The following is a 14,990-nucleotide window of genomic DNA, read 5'->3' on the forward strand; positions in this document are numbered from 1 at the left end:
GTCGGGGGTGACACCGGCGGGGTCGCCGTCGGCCGTCCAGTCGCCGGTGGAGCCGTGCTCGTACGACAGCGTGGAGGCCAGCTGTTCGTGGGCGGTGCCGCGGGACGGGGCGACGGGCTGGCCACCCTGGCCGTCCCGCTTCTTGCCGCAGCCGGTGCCGTCGTCGAGCGCGGGCCCCGAGAGTGCGGGGGCAGAGAGTGCGGGGGCAGAGAGTGCGGGCCCCGAGAGCGCGGGCGCCGCGGCGCGTACGGATTCCGTGGTCGTGCCGGTCCCCGCGTTCGCCGGACCGCAGGCCGGGCCCAGCGTGAGCAACGCGAGGAGCGCGCCCAGCAGAAGCGTCACCGCGCGGCGGTGACGGCGGGCGGGCTGAGGCGGCATGGCTCCATACTGCACCACCGGGACAGAGCGGACAGTAATGCGTTCGCCAGCGCCGACAGCCGGGTGAGATCCTGGGGCTCGTATGTCTACTTCGTATGCCGAACTCGCCCGGCTCCTCGACGAGGCCTCGCTCCGTGACGCGCACCGCCTGGGCCGCCGCCTCGACGGCAGCCGCAGGATCCGTAAGCCCGAGGCCCGTCAGGCCGTCCTCGACGAGATCGTGGCCGAGGCGGGGAAGTCCGCTGCCCGGATACGGGAGCGGCGTGCGGCGCTGCCGCCGATCACGTATCCCGAGCAGCTTCCGGTCAGCCAGAAGAAGGACGAGATCCTGGCGGCGATCCGGGACCACCAGGTCGTGATCGTCGCCGGTGAGACCGGCTCCGGGAAGACCACGCAGATCCCCAAGATCTGCATGGAGCTCGGCCGGGGCGCGCGCGGCATGATCGGGCACACCCAGCCCCGCCGGATCGCGGCCCGCACGGTCGCGGAGCGGGTGGCGGACGAGCTGGACACGCCGCTCGGCGAGACCGTCGGCTGGAAGGTGCGGTTCACCGACCAGGTCGGCGGCAACACGTTCCTGAAGCTGATGACGGACGGCATCCTGCTCGCCGAGATCCAGACGGACCGCGAGCTGCGCGCGTACGACACGATCATCATCGACGAGGCGCACGAGCGGTCCCTGAACATCGACTTCCTGCTCGGCTACCTCGCCCAGCTGCTGCCGAAGCGCCCCGACCTGAAGGTCGTCATCACCTCGGCGACCATCGACCCGGAGCGCTTCAGCCGGCACTTCGGCGAGGCCCCGATCGTCGAGGTCAGCGGCCGTACGTACCCGGTGGAGGTGCGGTACCGCCCGCTGCTCGAAGAGGACTCCGAGGACGCCGACCGGGACCAGATCACCGCGATCTGCGATGCCGTCGAGGAGCTCCAGGGCGAGGGCAAGGGCGACATCCTGGTCTTCCTCTCCGGCGAGCGCGAGATCCGGGACACGGCGGACGCGCTGGACAAGAAGAAGTACAGGTTCACGGAAGTCCTCCCCCTGTACGCGCGCCTGTCGCACGCCGAGCAGCACCGGGTGTTCCAGCAGCACACCGGCCGCAGGATCGTGCTCGCCACGAACGTCGCGGAGACCTCGCTGACCGTGCCGGGCATCAAGTACGTGATCGACCCGGGCAATGCCCGTATCTCCCGCTACAGCCATCGCACCAAGGTCCAGCGGCTGCCCATCGAGGCGGTCAGCCAGGCCAGCGCCAACCAGCGCAAGGGCCGCTGCGGGCGTACGTCGGACGGCATCTGCATCCGGCTCTACAGCGAGGACGACTTCCTCGCCAGGCCCGAGTTCACGGACGCGGAGATCCTCCGTACGAACCTCGCCTCCGTCATCCTGCAGATGACCGCGGCCGGGCTCGGCGACATCGAGAAGTTCCCGTTCATCGACCCGCCGGACCACCGCAACATCCGCGACGGCGTCCAACTCCTCCAGGAACTGGGCGCGTTGGACCCCAAGCAGAAGGACGTACGCAAGCGGCTCACGGAGCAGGGCCGCAAGCTCGCCCAGCTGCCCGTCGACCCGCGGCTCGCCCGGATGGTCCTGGAGGCCGACAAGAACGGCTGCGTACGCGAGGTCATGGTGATCGCGGCCGCGCTGTCCATCCAGGACCCGCGCGAGCGCCCGTCGGAGAAGCAGGCGCAGGCGGACCAGCAGCACGCCCGGTTCAAGGACGAGACGAGCGACTTCCTCGCGTACCTCAACCTGTGGCGGTACGTACGGGAACAGCAGAAGGAGCGCGGCTCCAGCTCCTTCCGCCGGATGTGCAAGCAGGAGTACCTGAACTTCCTGCGGATCCGTGAGTGGCAGGACATCTACATCCAGCTGCGCACGGTCGCCAAGCAGATGGGCATCCACCTCAACGAGGACGACGCCCCCGAGCAGCGGGTGCACATCTCCCTCCTGGCCGGCCTCCTCTCCCATATCGGGATGAAGGACGTGAAGGAGTCCAAGGAGAGCGACCCGAAGCAGCGCGGCGGCGGGCGGAACGAGTATCTGGGCGCCCGCAACGCCAAGTTCGCGGTCTTCCCCGGCTCCGCCCTGTTCAAGAAGCCGCCGCGGTTCATCATGTCCGCCGAGCTGGTGGAGACCTCGCGGCTCTGGGCCCGGGTCAACGCGAAGATCGAGCCGGAGTGGGTCGAGCCGCTCGCCGAGCACCTCCTGAAGCGCACGTACTCCGAGCCGCACTGGGAGAAGGACCAGGCCGCGGTGATGGCGTACGAGAAGGTCACGCTGTACGGCGTACCGATCGTCGCGCAGCGCAAGGTGAACTACGGCCGCATCGACCCCGAGGTCTCCCGCGAGCTGTTCATCCGCAACGCCCTGGTCGAGGGCGACTGGCGCACGCACCACAAGTTCTACGCGGACAACCGCAAACTCCTCACCGAGGTCGAGGAGTTGGAGCACCGGGCGCGCCGCCGCGACATCATGGTCGACGACGAGACCCTCTTCGACTTCTACGAGCAGCGCATCCCCGAGCACGTGGTGTCGGGCGCGCACTTCGACTCCTGGTGGAAGCACAAGCGCAAGGAGGAGCCCGAACTCCTCGACTTCGAGCGGTCGATGCTGATCCGCGAGTCCGCCGAGGCGGTCACGAAGGACGACTACCCCGACTCGTGGCGGCAGGGCGAGCTCAAGTTCCGGGTGACGTACCAGTTCGAGCCGGGCGCGGACGCGGACGGCGTGACCGTGCACGTGCCGCTCCAGGTCCTCAACCAGGTCACGGACGAGGGCTTCGACTGGCAGATCCCGGGCCTTCGCGAGCAGGTCGTGATCGAGCTGATCCGCTCCCTGCCCAAGCCGGTACGCCGGCACTACGTCCCCGCGCCGAACTACGCGAAGGCCTTCCTGGAGCGTGCGGTGCCGCTGCAGGAGCCCCTGCACGTCACGCTGGCGCGGGAGTTGCAGCGGATGGTCGGCGTGCCCGTCGCGCCGGACGACTTCGACCTCAGCCGCGTACCGGATCACTTGAAGATCACGTTCCGGATCGTCGACGAGCGGCGCCGCAAGCTCGCCGAGGACAAGGACCTGGAGGCGCTCAAGCTCCAGCTGCGGCCCAAGGCCCGCAAGGCGATCTCGCAGGCCGCCGCGGCCACCGCGGAGCGCTCCGGCGGCGAGTCCGTCGAGCGCGCCGGGCTGACCGACTGGACCGTCGGCACCCTGCAGCGGGTCTTCGAGACGCGACGCGCGGGCCAGCCCGTGAAGGCCTACCCGGCACTCGTCGACGAGGGCACGAGCGTGGCCGTACGCCTCTTCGACACCGAGGCCGAGCAGCAGCAGGCGATGTGGCAGGGCACCCGGCGGCTGATCCTCCTCAACATCCCGGTGAACCCCGGCAAGTTCGCCACGGGCAAGCTCACCAACCCGCAGAAGCTGACCCTGTCCTCGAACCCGCACGGCTCCATCCAGGCCCTGGTGGACGACTGCGCCACCGCCGCCGCGGACCAGCTGATCGCCGACTTCGGCGGGCCGGTGTGGGACGAGGAGGCGTACCGCAAGCTGTACGAGAAGGTGCGTGCCGACCTCGTCGACGCCACCGTGCACACCGTCGGGCAGGTGCAGCAGGTGCTCGCCGCCTGGCAGGCCTGCGAGCGGCGCCTCAAGTCCACCAACTCCCCGGTGCTGCTTGCCAACCTCACGGACGTGCGGGCCCAGCTCGACGCCCTAGTGAAGCCCGGCTTCGTCACCGCGGCGGGGCTGCGCCGGCTGCCCGACCTGATGCGGTACCTGACGGCGGCCGACCGCAGGCTCCAGCAGATGCCGACCAACGTGCAGCGGGACACCACGCGGATGCAGAAGGTCCACGAGATGCAGGACGAGTACGCCTGGCTGCTCGAGCAACTGCCGCAGGGCCGCCCGGTTCCGCAAGCGGTGCGCGACATCCGCTGGATGCTGGAGGAGCTCCGGGTCAGCTACTTCGCGCACGCGCTCGGCACGGCGTACCCCGTCTCGGACAAGCGGATCGTGAAGGCGATCGACGCGGCCGCGCCGTAGCGGAAATCCGTGTCCGGCCGCTCACGCAGAGCGAGTTCGACCAGCGCCCGCCGACTGCTGTAGAGTCTCTTCTCGCAGCGCAACGCAGCAAAAGCGCCGCGAAACCTGGTCCTGTGGAGCAGTTTGGAGTGCTCGCCACCCTGTCAAGGTGGAGGCCGCGGGTTCAAATCCCGTCAGGACCGCAGTAGATCGAAGCCCGCATCCTCTGGATGCGGGCTTCGTCGTGTCTTGACTCCGCCGCCCGGCGCCGGTACTCACACATCAAAGGGTGGACGGGGCAAGGAGGTCGCACATGCGGGCGTCCCCACGACGGCACGAGACTCGCGCGCTGCTGCGCGCCCATCTGGCCGCGGCCTCGGGGTACCGCCACCTGACCCGGCACTGCCCCATCTGTCACCGACTGCTGCGGCTCGCCCTGGAACCGTCGGGCCGCGCGGCCAACGAGTCGAGCCGCGCCGCGAACGACCGGCAGGGGCCGCACGGGCCGACGGAGGACGAAAGTCCCGCCTAGCCATGACCAATGCCGCCCCGCGAAGGGCTCTGCCGGTGGGAGGCTGAGGAGAGCAGAGGAAGCGGCCGGCACCCGGAACCGCGTGATCTCCCTTAGCGCAAAGGCGACTTCAGCAACAAGCGTCACACCATGTGACGGGTGTCACCGAACGAGTTTTGGAAACCGCCAAACTTACACCCGCCCTACATGGGGTCAATTTAATATGTGCAATTGCACCACCTACCGAGGCTCTCCCGGCCCACTTCCACAGACCCCCTCAGGCTCCAACACGTCTGGCCCGACCAGGCGTTCAGGGACCAACAGAGACCCGCACGAGGGCCCGTACGAGACGCGCGCGAGACGCGTACGGGACGGCCGCGAGGCCCAACCACCGGCAGCCCGTGGGCACTTCACCCGAGCCGCACGACGCCCTCCGGGCACAAAAAAGATCGCGCTGGACCCGGCGGAGTCCAGCGCGATCGACGACGTACCCATGATGCTCGGGCGTGGAGCCTGTTGGGGCAGGTCTCCCGTCATATGGAGCTGTGGCGGGCGATTTCGGGTTGGGGGACCCTCAACTGCCCTGTAATGCGGCGCTAAGCGGTAATTCAGGCCTCGCTGCGCTGCTGCGGAATACCCGCAAGCAGTGCGCGGACCTCAGCCTCGCGGTAACGACGGTGCCCACCCAGCGTGCGGATGGACGTGAGCTTGCCGGCCTTCGCCCAGCGCGTGACCGTCTTAGGGTCGACGCGGAACATCGTGGCGACCTCAGCCGGGGTCAGCAGCGGCTCGGCATCAGGGGTGCGAGCGGTCATGAGCGGCCTCCTCGGGTGAACCGAACCTTCTCGGTTCATTCCTCTAAATTCTGCACCTTGACCCACGTTGCCCGAAATGGCGGACGCGGGTCGAGTCGGTTATAGGACGAACGGCTTGTCCTCGGCACTACAACTACACCATCCGTCCAGCCGCGTCGGCCAAACCGATGGAATTGCCCTCTCAGGTGTCCATCAGCGGCGGAAGCCGATGGACCGCCCCATAGCGGACAGTCACGCCACTGTGACGATCAGTCACAGGGTGATCAGGAGTCATCAGGCCCCCCATAGAGTGCAATGCCGAGCACTCCGCCCATACACGGACGGAAGGAGCCCTCCCCGGGCTCCTTGTCCTATTTTGGCACGAGGGTAGGGGAAGAGGGCAAGGGCGATGTAAGTGCGGTCCGTCACGCTTGACACAAAAGCCCGGATCGGGACCTACGTCCTCGCGGTCCCTTGACGATAGACCCACGTCGCCCGAGGCTTTGACCCAGAAGTGCCCGGCATGTCCCGGTACTTACTAGCTTGCGAGCCGCCGCTCGCGCACCGCGCGCCACCGCTCCACAAGTCGCGCATACGCCTCGCCGGCCCCGGCACCGTCCCCGTCACGCAGCGCCGCCAGGCCCTCCGCGACATCCGCCGCCGAGTGATCCGCGTCGAGCCGGTCGGCCGGAAGGGCGTGCACCAGACCGCCGTAGTCGAGCTCGACCAGCGAACGGGGGTGGAACTCCTCCAGCCAACGCCCCACATCTACCAGGCCGTCGATCAGCGCCCCCTCGTCCAGCGCGTCCCGCAGCACCTTGAGGCCACGCGCGACCCGGCGCCGGGCCTCCACCATCGGCGTCCGGTACCTCAAGCCCGGCGCACCGGCCTCACCGTCCCCGGCACCCTTCTCGTACCGCCGCTCCTCGTCGGAGACCAGCACGAACCAGTGCAGCGGCACGTGCCAGGTCGCGGTGCGGATCCAGGGGCGGGCGTCCGGGTTGCGCTCGCGCCACTCCTCGTAGTCCACGCTCGCCTGCCGGCGCAGCACCGGCGGCAGCACCGCGTCCAGGACCGGCAGCGGCAGCTCCTCGGCCAGATCCCCCAGCGCCTGCCAGCCGCGCAGCCGAGTGCGCCAGGGGCAGACGACGAGCACCTCGTCGACGTACGCCACAAAGGCGTCGGCGCTCTCGTGCACCGGCACCGGAACGGGCGGTGTGGGCAACAAGTCGCTCAAGGAACGCCGGAGTTCGTCCTGATACGAGGGATGGTCGGCGCGCTCCGCGTAGCGCGCCCAGTGGGCGCGCTCGGGCTCGGGAAACGCGGCAAGGGGCTCATAGACCCGCAGGTACGACGCGTACGGGACGCAGAGCGCTGCGGATGGAGTCGCTTCGGGCACGCCTTGCTCCCTCCCCTCACGGCCGACGGGAAAACCCAGCGAATCGTCCCACGGCCCCGCCGTGAGGGAGAGTGATCCACGGCACCGCGGCACCGGAGCGCATGGCAGGTCGTACTCTCTTGCTCACAGCTCTCCCCACCCGCAGGAGAGCCTTGTATTCGCCGCAACACACATGGGAGTCACCACCGTGACCGAAGTGACCGGCGCACCTGCCGACGTACTGCACACCCTGTTCCGATCCGACCAGGGTGGTCATGAGCAGGTCGTGCTCTGCCAGGACCGCGCCAGCGGCCTCAAGGCCGTCATCGCGATCCACTCCACCGCCCTGGGCCCCGCCCTCGGCGGCACCCGTTTCTACCCCTACGCGAGCGAGGAAGAGGCCGTCGCCGACGCGCTCAACCTGTCGCGCGGGATGTCGTACAAGAACGCCATGGCCGGGCTCGACCACGGCGGCGGCAAGGCCGTGATCATCGGCGACCCGGACACCCTCAAGAGCGAGGAACTCCTGCTCGCCTACGGCCGGTTCGTGTCCTCGCTTGGCGGCCGCTACGTCACCGCCTGCGACGTCGGTACGTACGTCGCCGACATGGACGTCGTCGCCCGCGAGTGCCAGTGGACCACCGGCCGCTCGCCCGAGAACGGCGGCGCCGGAGACTCCTCCGTGCTCACCGCGTACGGCGTCTTCCAGGGCATGCGCGCCTCCGCCGACCACCTGTGGGGCGACCCGACGCTGAAGGGCCGCAAGGTCGGCGTCGCCGGCGTCGGCAAGGTCGGCCACCACCTCGTCGAGCACCTCCTGGAGGACGGCGCCGAGGTCGTCATCACCGATGTGCGCGAGGAGTCGGTCCGCCGCGTCCTCGACCGGCACCCGGGCAGGGTCTCCGCCGTGGCCGACACCGCGGCGCTGATCCGTACCGAGGGCCTCGACATCTACGCCCCGTGCGCGCTCGGCGGCGCCCTCAACGACGAGACCGTCCCGGTGCTCACCGCCAAGGTCGTCTGCGGCGCGGCCAACAACCAGCTGGAGCACCCCGGGGTGGAGAAGGACCTCGCCGACCGCGGGATCCTCTACGCCCCGGACTACGTGGTGAACGCCGGTGGCGTCATCCAGGTCGCCGACGAGCTGCACGGCTTCGACTTCGACCGCTGCAAGGCCAAGGCGTCCAAGATCTACGACACCACGCTCGCGATCTTCGCACGTGCGAAGTCGGACGGGATTCCGCCCGCCGCGGCGGCCGACCGGATCGCCGAGCAGCGGATGGCCGAGGCCCGTCGCACCCACTGAACCGATGACTCCGGGTGACCGCGTTCACTCAAGGTTCACTCCGGGTGATGCTGTCGGCGGGGGTCGGGCCTGTCTCACGATTTCGACGAGACAAGCCTCACCCCCGTCGGCGGGTCGCCCGTTCAGAAGAGGTTAAAATCGCTGTTGACCAGCGAGGACGATGCTCCTCCACGGTCGCAGGGCAAGGCGCGTCCTGTGGGCGGCGTACCGTATGGCCGCCGAAGCAGGTACCGTTGAAGCCCTACGGACCGGTCTCTCCGAGGAGAGTCCGTTCTGAATCATGAACGCGTGTCAAGACTCTGGGGCCGTCGAGCCCCGTATCCGAGGGGGTCGAGCCATGGGGCGCGGCCGGGCAAAGGCCAAGCAGACGAAGGTCGCCCGCCAGCTGAAGTACAGCAGCGGCGGGACTGACCTGTCGCGTCTGGCCAATGAGCTGGGCGCTTCGACTTCGAACCAGCCGCCGAACGGCGAGCCGTTCGAGGATGACGAGGACGAGGACGACCCGTACTCCCAGTACGCGGATCTCTATAACGACGACGATGAGGACGAGGACGACGAGTCCGGTCCTTCGTCGCAACAACGCCGCGGCGCGTAACCAGCTCGCCGCTCTGCCGCACTTCACCCGGTCCCGGGTTTCGCCGGACCGGGTTTCGTGCTGTCTTCTTGCTTTACGGTGCTGGGCTGGCCGGGCAGTTCCCTCTTGCCCTCTTCCGCGGCTGAGGAGCGGGGCCCTGCCCGGACGCCTCCCCCAAGCTCTCGACTTCGCTCGAGCAGGGGGGACCCCCACCTCAATCGCCGGAGGGGCTAATTTCGGACGCCGTCTCAGGCGTAGTCACCCATGAGGGTCGCGCCCGTCTTGTGGTCGCCGCGGGCGGTGATCTCGCCCGCGACCCAGGACTCCACGCCGCGGTCGGCGAGGGTGGCGAGGGCGACGTCCACGGACGACGGGGGGACGACGGCGATCATGCCGACGCCCATGTTCAGCGTCTTCTCCAGCTCCAGTCGCTCGACCTGACCGGCCTTGCCGACGAGGTCGAAGACCGGGCCGGGGGTCCAGCTCGCGCGGTCGACCGTGGCGTGCAGGCCGTCCGGGACGACGCGGGCCAGGTTGTTGGCGAGGCCGCCGCCGGTGACGTGGCTGAAGGCGTGCACCTCGGTGGTGCGGGTGAGCGCCAGGCAGTCCAGGGAGTAGATCCGGGTGGGCTCGAGGAGCTCCTCGCCGAGCGTGCGGCCGAGCTCGGCGACCTGCGCGTCGAGGGACATCTTCGCGCGGTCCAGGAGCACGTGCCGGACGAGCGAGTACCCGTTCGAGTGAAGGCCCGACGAGGCCATCGCGATGACCACGTCGCCTTCGCGGATCCGGTCGGCGCCGAGGACCTGGTCGGCCTCGACGACGCCCGTACCGGCGCCCGCGACGTCGAAGTCGTCGACGCCGAGGAGACCCGGGTGCTCGGCGGTCTCGCCGCCGACGAGGGCGCAGCCGGCCAGGACGCAGCCTTCGGCGATGCCCTTCACGATGGCGGCGACGCGCTCGGGGTGGACCTTGCCGACGCAGATGTAGTCGGTCATGAACAGCGGTTCGGCGCCGCAGACGACCAGGTCGTCGACGACCATGCCGACGAGGTCGTGGCCGATCGTGTCGTACACGCCGAGCTTGCGGGCGAGGTCGACCTTGGTGCCGACGCCGTCGGTGGCGGAGGCGAGCAGGGGGCGTTCGTACCGCTTGAGGGCGGAGGCGTCGAAGAGGCCGGCGAAGCCGCCGAGGCCGCCGAGACCGGTGGTCTCGGGGCGCTGGGTCTTCTTCACCCACTCCTTCATCAGCTCGACCGCGCGGTCACCCGCTTCGATGTCGACGCCCGCAGCTGCGTAGCTGGCACCCGTCGTCCCAGTGATCTCAGACATGGTGGTGAGAGCTTTCGTGTCGTTACTGCGAGGTGTTACGGGCGACGGATCGCTTCGGTCGCCGCCGTGCCGGCGGCACCGGCCGCGAGCTCGGTCTCCAGAAGCTGCTTGCCGAGCAGCTCGGGGTCCGGGAGGTCCATCGGGTACTCGCCGTCGAAGCAGGCGCGGCAGAGGTTCGGCTTGGCGATCGTGGTCGCCTCGATCATGCCGTCGATGGAGATGTACGCCAGCGAGTCGGCGCCCATGGACTTGCCGATCTCCTCGACCGACAGGCCGTTGGCGATCAGCTCGGCGCGGGTGGCGAAGTCGATACCGAAGAAGCAGGGCCACTTCACGGGCGGGGACGAGATCCGGACGTGGACCTCGGCGGCACCGGCCTCGCGGAGCATGCGGACCAGGGCGCGCTGGGTGTTGCCGCGCACGATCGAGTCGTCGACGACGACCAGACGCTTGCCCTTGATGACTTCCTTGAGCGGGTTCAGCTTCAGCCGGATACCCAGCTGGCGAATGGTCTGCGAGGGCTGGATGAAGGTCCGGCCGACGTAGGCGTTCTTCACCAGGCCCACGCCGTACGGGATGCCGCTCTCTTCCGCGTACCCGACGGCGGCGGGGGTGCCGGACTCCGGCGTGGCTATCACCAGGTCGCCGTCGGCCGGCGCTTCCTGGGCCAGCTTGCGGCCCATCTCCACGCGCGAGAGGTAGACGTTCCGCCCGGCGATGTCGGTGTCGGGGCGGGCCAGGTAGACGTACTCGAAGACACAGCCCTTGGGCTTTGCTTCGGCGAATCGGGAGCTTCGCATCCCGTTCTCGTCGATGGCGATCATCTCGCCCGGCTCGACCTCGCGGACATACGCGGCGCCGCAGATGTCCAGGGCCGCGGACTCCGACGCGATGACCCAGCCGCGCTCCAGGCGGCCGAGGACCAGCGGGCGGATGCCCTGCGGGTCACGGGCCGCGTACAGCGTCTGCTCGTCCATGAAGACGAGGGAGAAGGCACCCTTGACGCTCGGGAGCACCACGGCGGCGGCTTCCTCCACGGTCAGCGGCTTGCCGTCGGCATCGGTCTGGCCCGCGAGCAGCGCGGTGACCAGGTCGGTGTCGTTGGTGGCGGCGACCTGGGTCGCGCGGCCGTTCTCCTTGGGCAGGTCCGCGACCATCTCGGCGAGCTGGGCCGTATTGACCAGGTTGCCGTTGTGGCCGAGCGCGATCGAGCCGTGCGCGGTGGCACGGAACGTCGGCTGCGCGTTCTCCCACACCGAGGCTCCGGTGGTGGAGTAGCGGGCGTGACCGACCGCGATATGGCCCTGGAGGGAGCCGAGAGAGGTTTCGTCGAAGACCTGCGAGACCAGACCCATGTCCTTGAAGACGAGGATCTGGGACCCGTTGCTCACTGCGATGCCCGCGGACTCCTGTCCACGGTGCTGCAGGGCATACAGTCCGAAATAGGTGAGCTTGGCGACCTCTTCACCCGGAGCCCAGACACCGAAGACGCCGCAAGCGTCCTGGGGGCCCTTCTCACCGGGGAGCAGGTCGTGGTTGAGTCGTCCATCACCACGAGGCACGCCACCGAGTGTAGGCGAGATCGACCACTGGTCCGAATTGGGGACGCTGGTCAACGCGCGTAGGTGACACGGCTCGCACTCGGGAAGCTTCGGGCGCCTCATTGACAGGTACGCGCGGCTTGCGCCAGGCTCCCTGATCATGCAGCCCCTCAGTGACCCGACGGTCACCCTTGTGGAGCGCCGCCACGTCGACCTGGTCCGTGTCGCGAGCGCCATCTGTCGCTGCGCCTGCTGAGTAGTTCTTCTCCCCGCCGATTCGTCGGCCTTCTTTCTTCTCCCCTTACTTCCGGCTGCCTGCCGCCGATCCGTGCGCCGCAGCCGTACTCAGGAGTGCGCTGTGTCCTCGTACGACCATGACCAGTTGTCCCGGCGTGCCTTCGGTGGGGTGGCGGGTGCGGCCGCTGCGGCTGCCGCGGCTGCCACTGTCGGGCTTCCCGCCGGTGAGGCGCAGGCCGCCTCTTCCGCTGAGCGGCCGTTCCGGGCTGAGCCTGGGCGGCACGGGCGGCGGCCGAACATCCTGTTCATCCTGGGGGACGACCTCGGCTGGGCTGATCTGTCCTCGTACGGCTCGCCCGATATCGAGACCCCCAACCTGGACCGGCTCGGCCGGCAGGGTGTGCGGTTCACCGATGCGTACTCCGGGTCCGCGACCTGCTCGCCGACCCGGTTCAGCCTCTACACCGGGCGCTTCCCCGGCCGTACCGAGGGCGGGCTCGCGGAGCCGATCGCGGACCGGTCGGTGGGGCTCGAGCCGACGCATCCGACGCTGGCCTCGCTGCTGCGGGACGCGGGGTACGCGACCGCGCTGATCGGCAAGTGGCACTGCGGGTACCTGCCGGACTACTCGCCCACCAAGTCCGGCTGGGACGAGTTCTTCGGGAACTTCGGCGGGGCTCTGGAGTACTACTCCAAGCTCGGGCTCGGCGGGGAGTACGACCTCTTCGAGGGGCGGGTGCGGGAGGGCGACGCGGAGTACAAGGACCTGCGGTACTACACCCGCGTACTGACGGAGCGTGCCAGTGCGTACGTACGGCGTGAGCACGGGAAGCCGTGGCTGCTCAACCTGAACTTCACCACCCCGCACTGGCCCTGGATCGCGGACGGTGACGAGGCGGCGAGCGCCGAGATCGTGCGGCGGATCAAGGCCGGGGACAAGCGGGCGCTCTGGCACGCGGACGGGGGTTCGCTCGCCAAGTACAAGGAGATGGTCGAGGACCTGGACCGGTCGGTGGGGCGGGTGCTCGACGCGCTCAGGGAGTCCGGGCAGGAGCGGGACACGCTCGTGTTCTTCGCGAGCGACAACGGCGGCGAGCGGTTCTCGTACAACTGGCCGCTGAGCGGCAACAAGTCCTCGCTGCAGGAGGGCGGGATACGGGTGCCCGCGCTGCTGCGGTGGCCCGCGCGGATCGGGGGCGGGCAGGTCAGTGACGTGCCGGTGTTCACGCCCGACTGGACGGCGACCCTGCTCGAGCTTGGCGGGGCGCGGCCGCATCCCGCGTACCCGCTGGACGGCACGAGTCTCGCCGGGTACCTGCTGCGTGGCGAGGAGATCGCGGAGCGCGAGCTGTTCTGGCGGGTGCGGGGGGAGCGGGCGCTGCGGCGTGGGCCGTGGAAGTACTACCGGGGGAAGTCCGGCGCGGACCAGCTGTTCCACCTCGACTCGGACCAGCGCGAACAGGCCGACCGGGCGGGCGCGGAGCCGGAGTTGCTGGGGCGGTTGCGGGCGGCTTGGGAGCGTACGGACAAGGGGTTGTTGCCTTATCCGGCGTGAGAGCTGGGGCTTCCCGAACCGGCGGTGCGGGGCCGGTTCCTTAGGGCGGGCTTAAGGGCGGCCTAAGCGGGGTCGTGAGGGGGTCTCTTCCGGAGGGCTGATCGCTAACGTGCCGCAGGCACGGGCCAGTTGATCGCCGTGCACCCCGCATGCCTTTCGGAAGGACCCCCCACATGCGTCTGTCCCCGCGCGCTCTGCTGATATCGGCCGCCTGCGGCTCCGTGGCGCTGGCCGCGGCCGCGCAGTCCCCGGCGTTCGGCGCGCCCGCACCCGCGCCTTCGGCGGCCGAGCGCCGGGTGCAGGTGGTGATGGTGAACTTCACCGACTCTTCCTTCCCGGACGCGGCGGGTACGGAGAAGCTCCTGAAGAACGCGTACTTCGGCGGGAGCGAGTCGCTGACCTCGTACTACAACGAGGTCACCCGGGAATCGACCCGCTTCGTACCCGCCGGGAACGACGGGGACGACGGGGACGACGGGGTGCTCGGGCCGATCGACCTGCCCATGGCGGGCGCGGGCTGCGACAGCGGGAAGATCTCCGACCTGACGTACCGGGCCCTGGCGGACCGGGGCATCACGGAGGACGACTACGAGCACGTGTCCATCGTCTTCCCCAATGAGAAGACCGGCTGCGACTACCTGGCGCTCGGCACCGTCGGCGGCGGCACCACCTGGATGCCCATCGACGGCGCGGACATCTCGATGACCGCGCTTGTCCACGAGTTCGGGCACAACTTCGGCTACAGCCACCACATGCGCGAGCGCTGCTCCGGTACCGACCTCGCGTCCTGCGAACTGAGCGACGACACCAGCCACAAGACGCCCATGGGCGGCGGCGGTTGGCGGGCCGGGCTCACCTCGCCCGAGCTGATCCACAGCAAGTGGCTCTCCGGTGCGGAGGCGGTACGGGTCGACAAATCCGGTACGTACACACTGCGTTCGCTGTACGGGGCGGGCGACGGGGTGCGTGCCCTGGACATCCCCGTGGGCGAGGACCGCCTGGTCGTGGAGGTACGCGGCGCGTCCGGCACCCTCGACCAGGGCATCTCGGGCGTGCACGCCTACCGCGTACCGAAGGGGTCCTACGCCAAGTCGGCGCTGGTCGACACCACACCCGACGCGGACCACTGGTCGGACAAGGGCGACCCGGACGCCGACGCCCTCGCGGTCGGCACGCGCCTCACCGACAAGGCGAACCGGGTCGAGGTGAAGGTCGTGAAGTCGGGCGACGGGGCGGCTACGGTCGCGGTGAGTTTGGACGGGGTTCCGGCGGGTGGCGGGGACGCTGCGGGTGGCCTCGCGGAGCGTGGTTCCGGTTCCGGTTCCGGGGACGCTGCGGGTGGCGGGGCGCGGGCGCAGGGGGAGGGC

Annotated in this window: 11 protein-coding genes, 1 tRNA gene and 1 pseudogene; 8 read left to right on the forward strand and 5 right to left on the reverse strand. The window is 69.3% G+C overall.

The genetic code is table 11. From position 1 onward, the window contains the following. Positions 1 to 378: pseudogene (locus GUY60_RS21250) on the reverse strand (hypothetical protein); the annotation flags it as partial. A gap of 82 nt (positions 379 to 460) precedes the next feature. Here GUY60_RS21250 and hrpA point away from each other — a divergent pair. The 3 genes from hrpA (at position 461) to GUY60_RS21265 (ending at position 4,931) form a co-directional block, all read left to right on the forward strand. Further along, entirely contained in the window at positions 461 to 4,420 is a 3,960-nt protein-coding gene (gene hrpA / locus GUY60_RS21255; RefSeq protein WP_161700214.1) for an ATP-dependent RNA helicase HrpA, read from the forward strand. Between the two features lie 107 nt (positions 4,421 to 4,527). After that, positions 4,528 to 4,602: transfer RNA gene (locus GUY60_RS21260), tRNA-Asp, on the forward strand. Between the two features lie 110 nt (positions 4,603 to 4,712). Next, on the forward strand, positions 4,713 to 4,931 hold the full coding sequence (locus GUY60_RS21265) for a DUF6274 family protein (protein WP_161700216.1): 219 nt from the start codon (positions 4,713 to 4,715) through the stop codon (positions 4,929 to 4,931). 587 nt (positions 4,932 to 5,518) lie between these two features. On the opposite strand, the gene bldC is transcribed toward GUY60_RS21265, so the two are convergent. Together bldC and GUY60_RS21275 are read right to left on the reverse strand one after the other, a co-directional pair. Further along, positions 5,519 to 5,725 carry a developmental transcriptional regulator BldC gene (gene bldC, locus GUY60_RS21270; RefSeq protein ID WP_003949541.1) on the reverse strand — a complete coding sequence of 69 codons (207 nt, stop codon included), beginning with the start codon at positions 5,723 to 5,725 and terminating at the stop codon, positions 5,519 to 5,521. A 517-nt stretch (positions 5,726 to 6,242) separates the two neighbouring features. Further along, positions 6,243 to 7,103 carry a DUF8083 family protein gene (locus tag GUY60_RS21275; RefSeq protein ID WP_161700218.1) on the reverse strand — a complete coding sequence of 287 codons (861 nt, stop codon included), beginning with the start codon at positions 7,101 to 7,103 and terminating at the stop codon, positions 6,243 to 6,245. 187 nt (positions 7,104 to 7,290) lie between these two features. Between GUY60_RS21275 and GUY60_RS21280 the strand changes: the two genes are divergently transcribed. Together GUY60_RS21280 and GUY60_RS21285 are read left to right on the forward strand one after the other, a co-directional pair. Then, positions 7,291 to 8,388 carry a Leu/Phe/Val dehydrogenase gene (locus tag GUY60_RS21280; protein WP_161700220.1) on the forward strand — a complete coding sequence of 366 codons (1,098 nt, stop codon included), beginning with the start codon at positions 7,291 to 7,293 and terminating at the stop codon, positions 8,386 to 8,388. Positions 8,389 to 8,725: 337 nt separating this feature from the next. Continuing rightward, a complete protein-coding gene (locus tag GUY60_RS21285; protein WP_161700222.1) occupies positions 8,726 to 8,983 on the forward strand; it encodes a DUF3073 domain-containing protein in 258 nt (85 codons plus the stop codon). Positions 8,984 to 9,210: 227 nt separating this feature from the next. On the opposite strand, the gene purM is transcribed toward GUY60_RS21285, so the two are convergent. Continuing rightward, positions 9,211 to 10,281 (reverse strand): phosphoribosylformylglycinamidine cyclo-ligase, encoded by a 1,071-nt coding sequence (purM, locus tag GUY60_RS21290; RefSeq protein WP_376771289.1) that lies wholly within the window; start codon positions 10,279 to 10,281, stop codon positions 9,211 to 9,213. 44 nt (positions 10,282 to 10,325) lie between these two features. Then, complete coding sequence (gene purF / locus GUY60_RS21295) at positions 10,326 to 11,852, reverse strand: amidophosphoribosyltransferase (protein ID WP_161700226.1); 1,527 nt, start codon at positions 11,850 to 11,852, stop codon at positions 10,326 to 10,328. Between the two features lie 139 nt (positions 11,853 to 11,991). Between purF and GUY60_RS39755 the strand changes: the two genes are divergently transcribed. From GUY60_RS39755 to GUY60_RS21305, 3 genes are all read left to right on the forward strand, one after another. Beyond that, complete coding sequence (locus GUY60_RS39755) at positions 11,992 to 12,087, forward strand: putative leader peptide (RefSeq protein ID WP_312866373.1); 96 nt, start codon at positions 11,992 to 11,994, stop codon at positions 12,085 to 12,087. Positions 12,088 to 12,189: 102 nt separating this feature from the next. Further along, on the forward strand, positions 12,190 to 13,623 hold the full coding sequence (locus tag GUY60_RS21300; RefSeq protein WP_312866374.1) for a sulfatase-like hydrolase/transferase: 1,434 nt from the start codon (positions 12,190 to 12,192) through the stop codon (positions 13,621 to 13,623). Between the two features lie 173 nt (positions 13,624 to 13,796). After that, positions 13,797 to 14,990: metallopeptidase domain-containing protein (locus GUY60_RS21305; RefSeq protein WP_161700229.1), on the forward strand; the 1,194-nt coding region annotated here is incomplete at its 3' end.

This window comes from Streptomyces boluensis (genome assembly GCF_009908195.1).
Lineage (GTDB): Bacteria > Actinomycetota > Actinomycetes > Streptomycetales > Streptomycetaceae > Streptomyces > Streptomyces boluensis.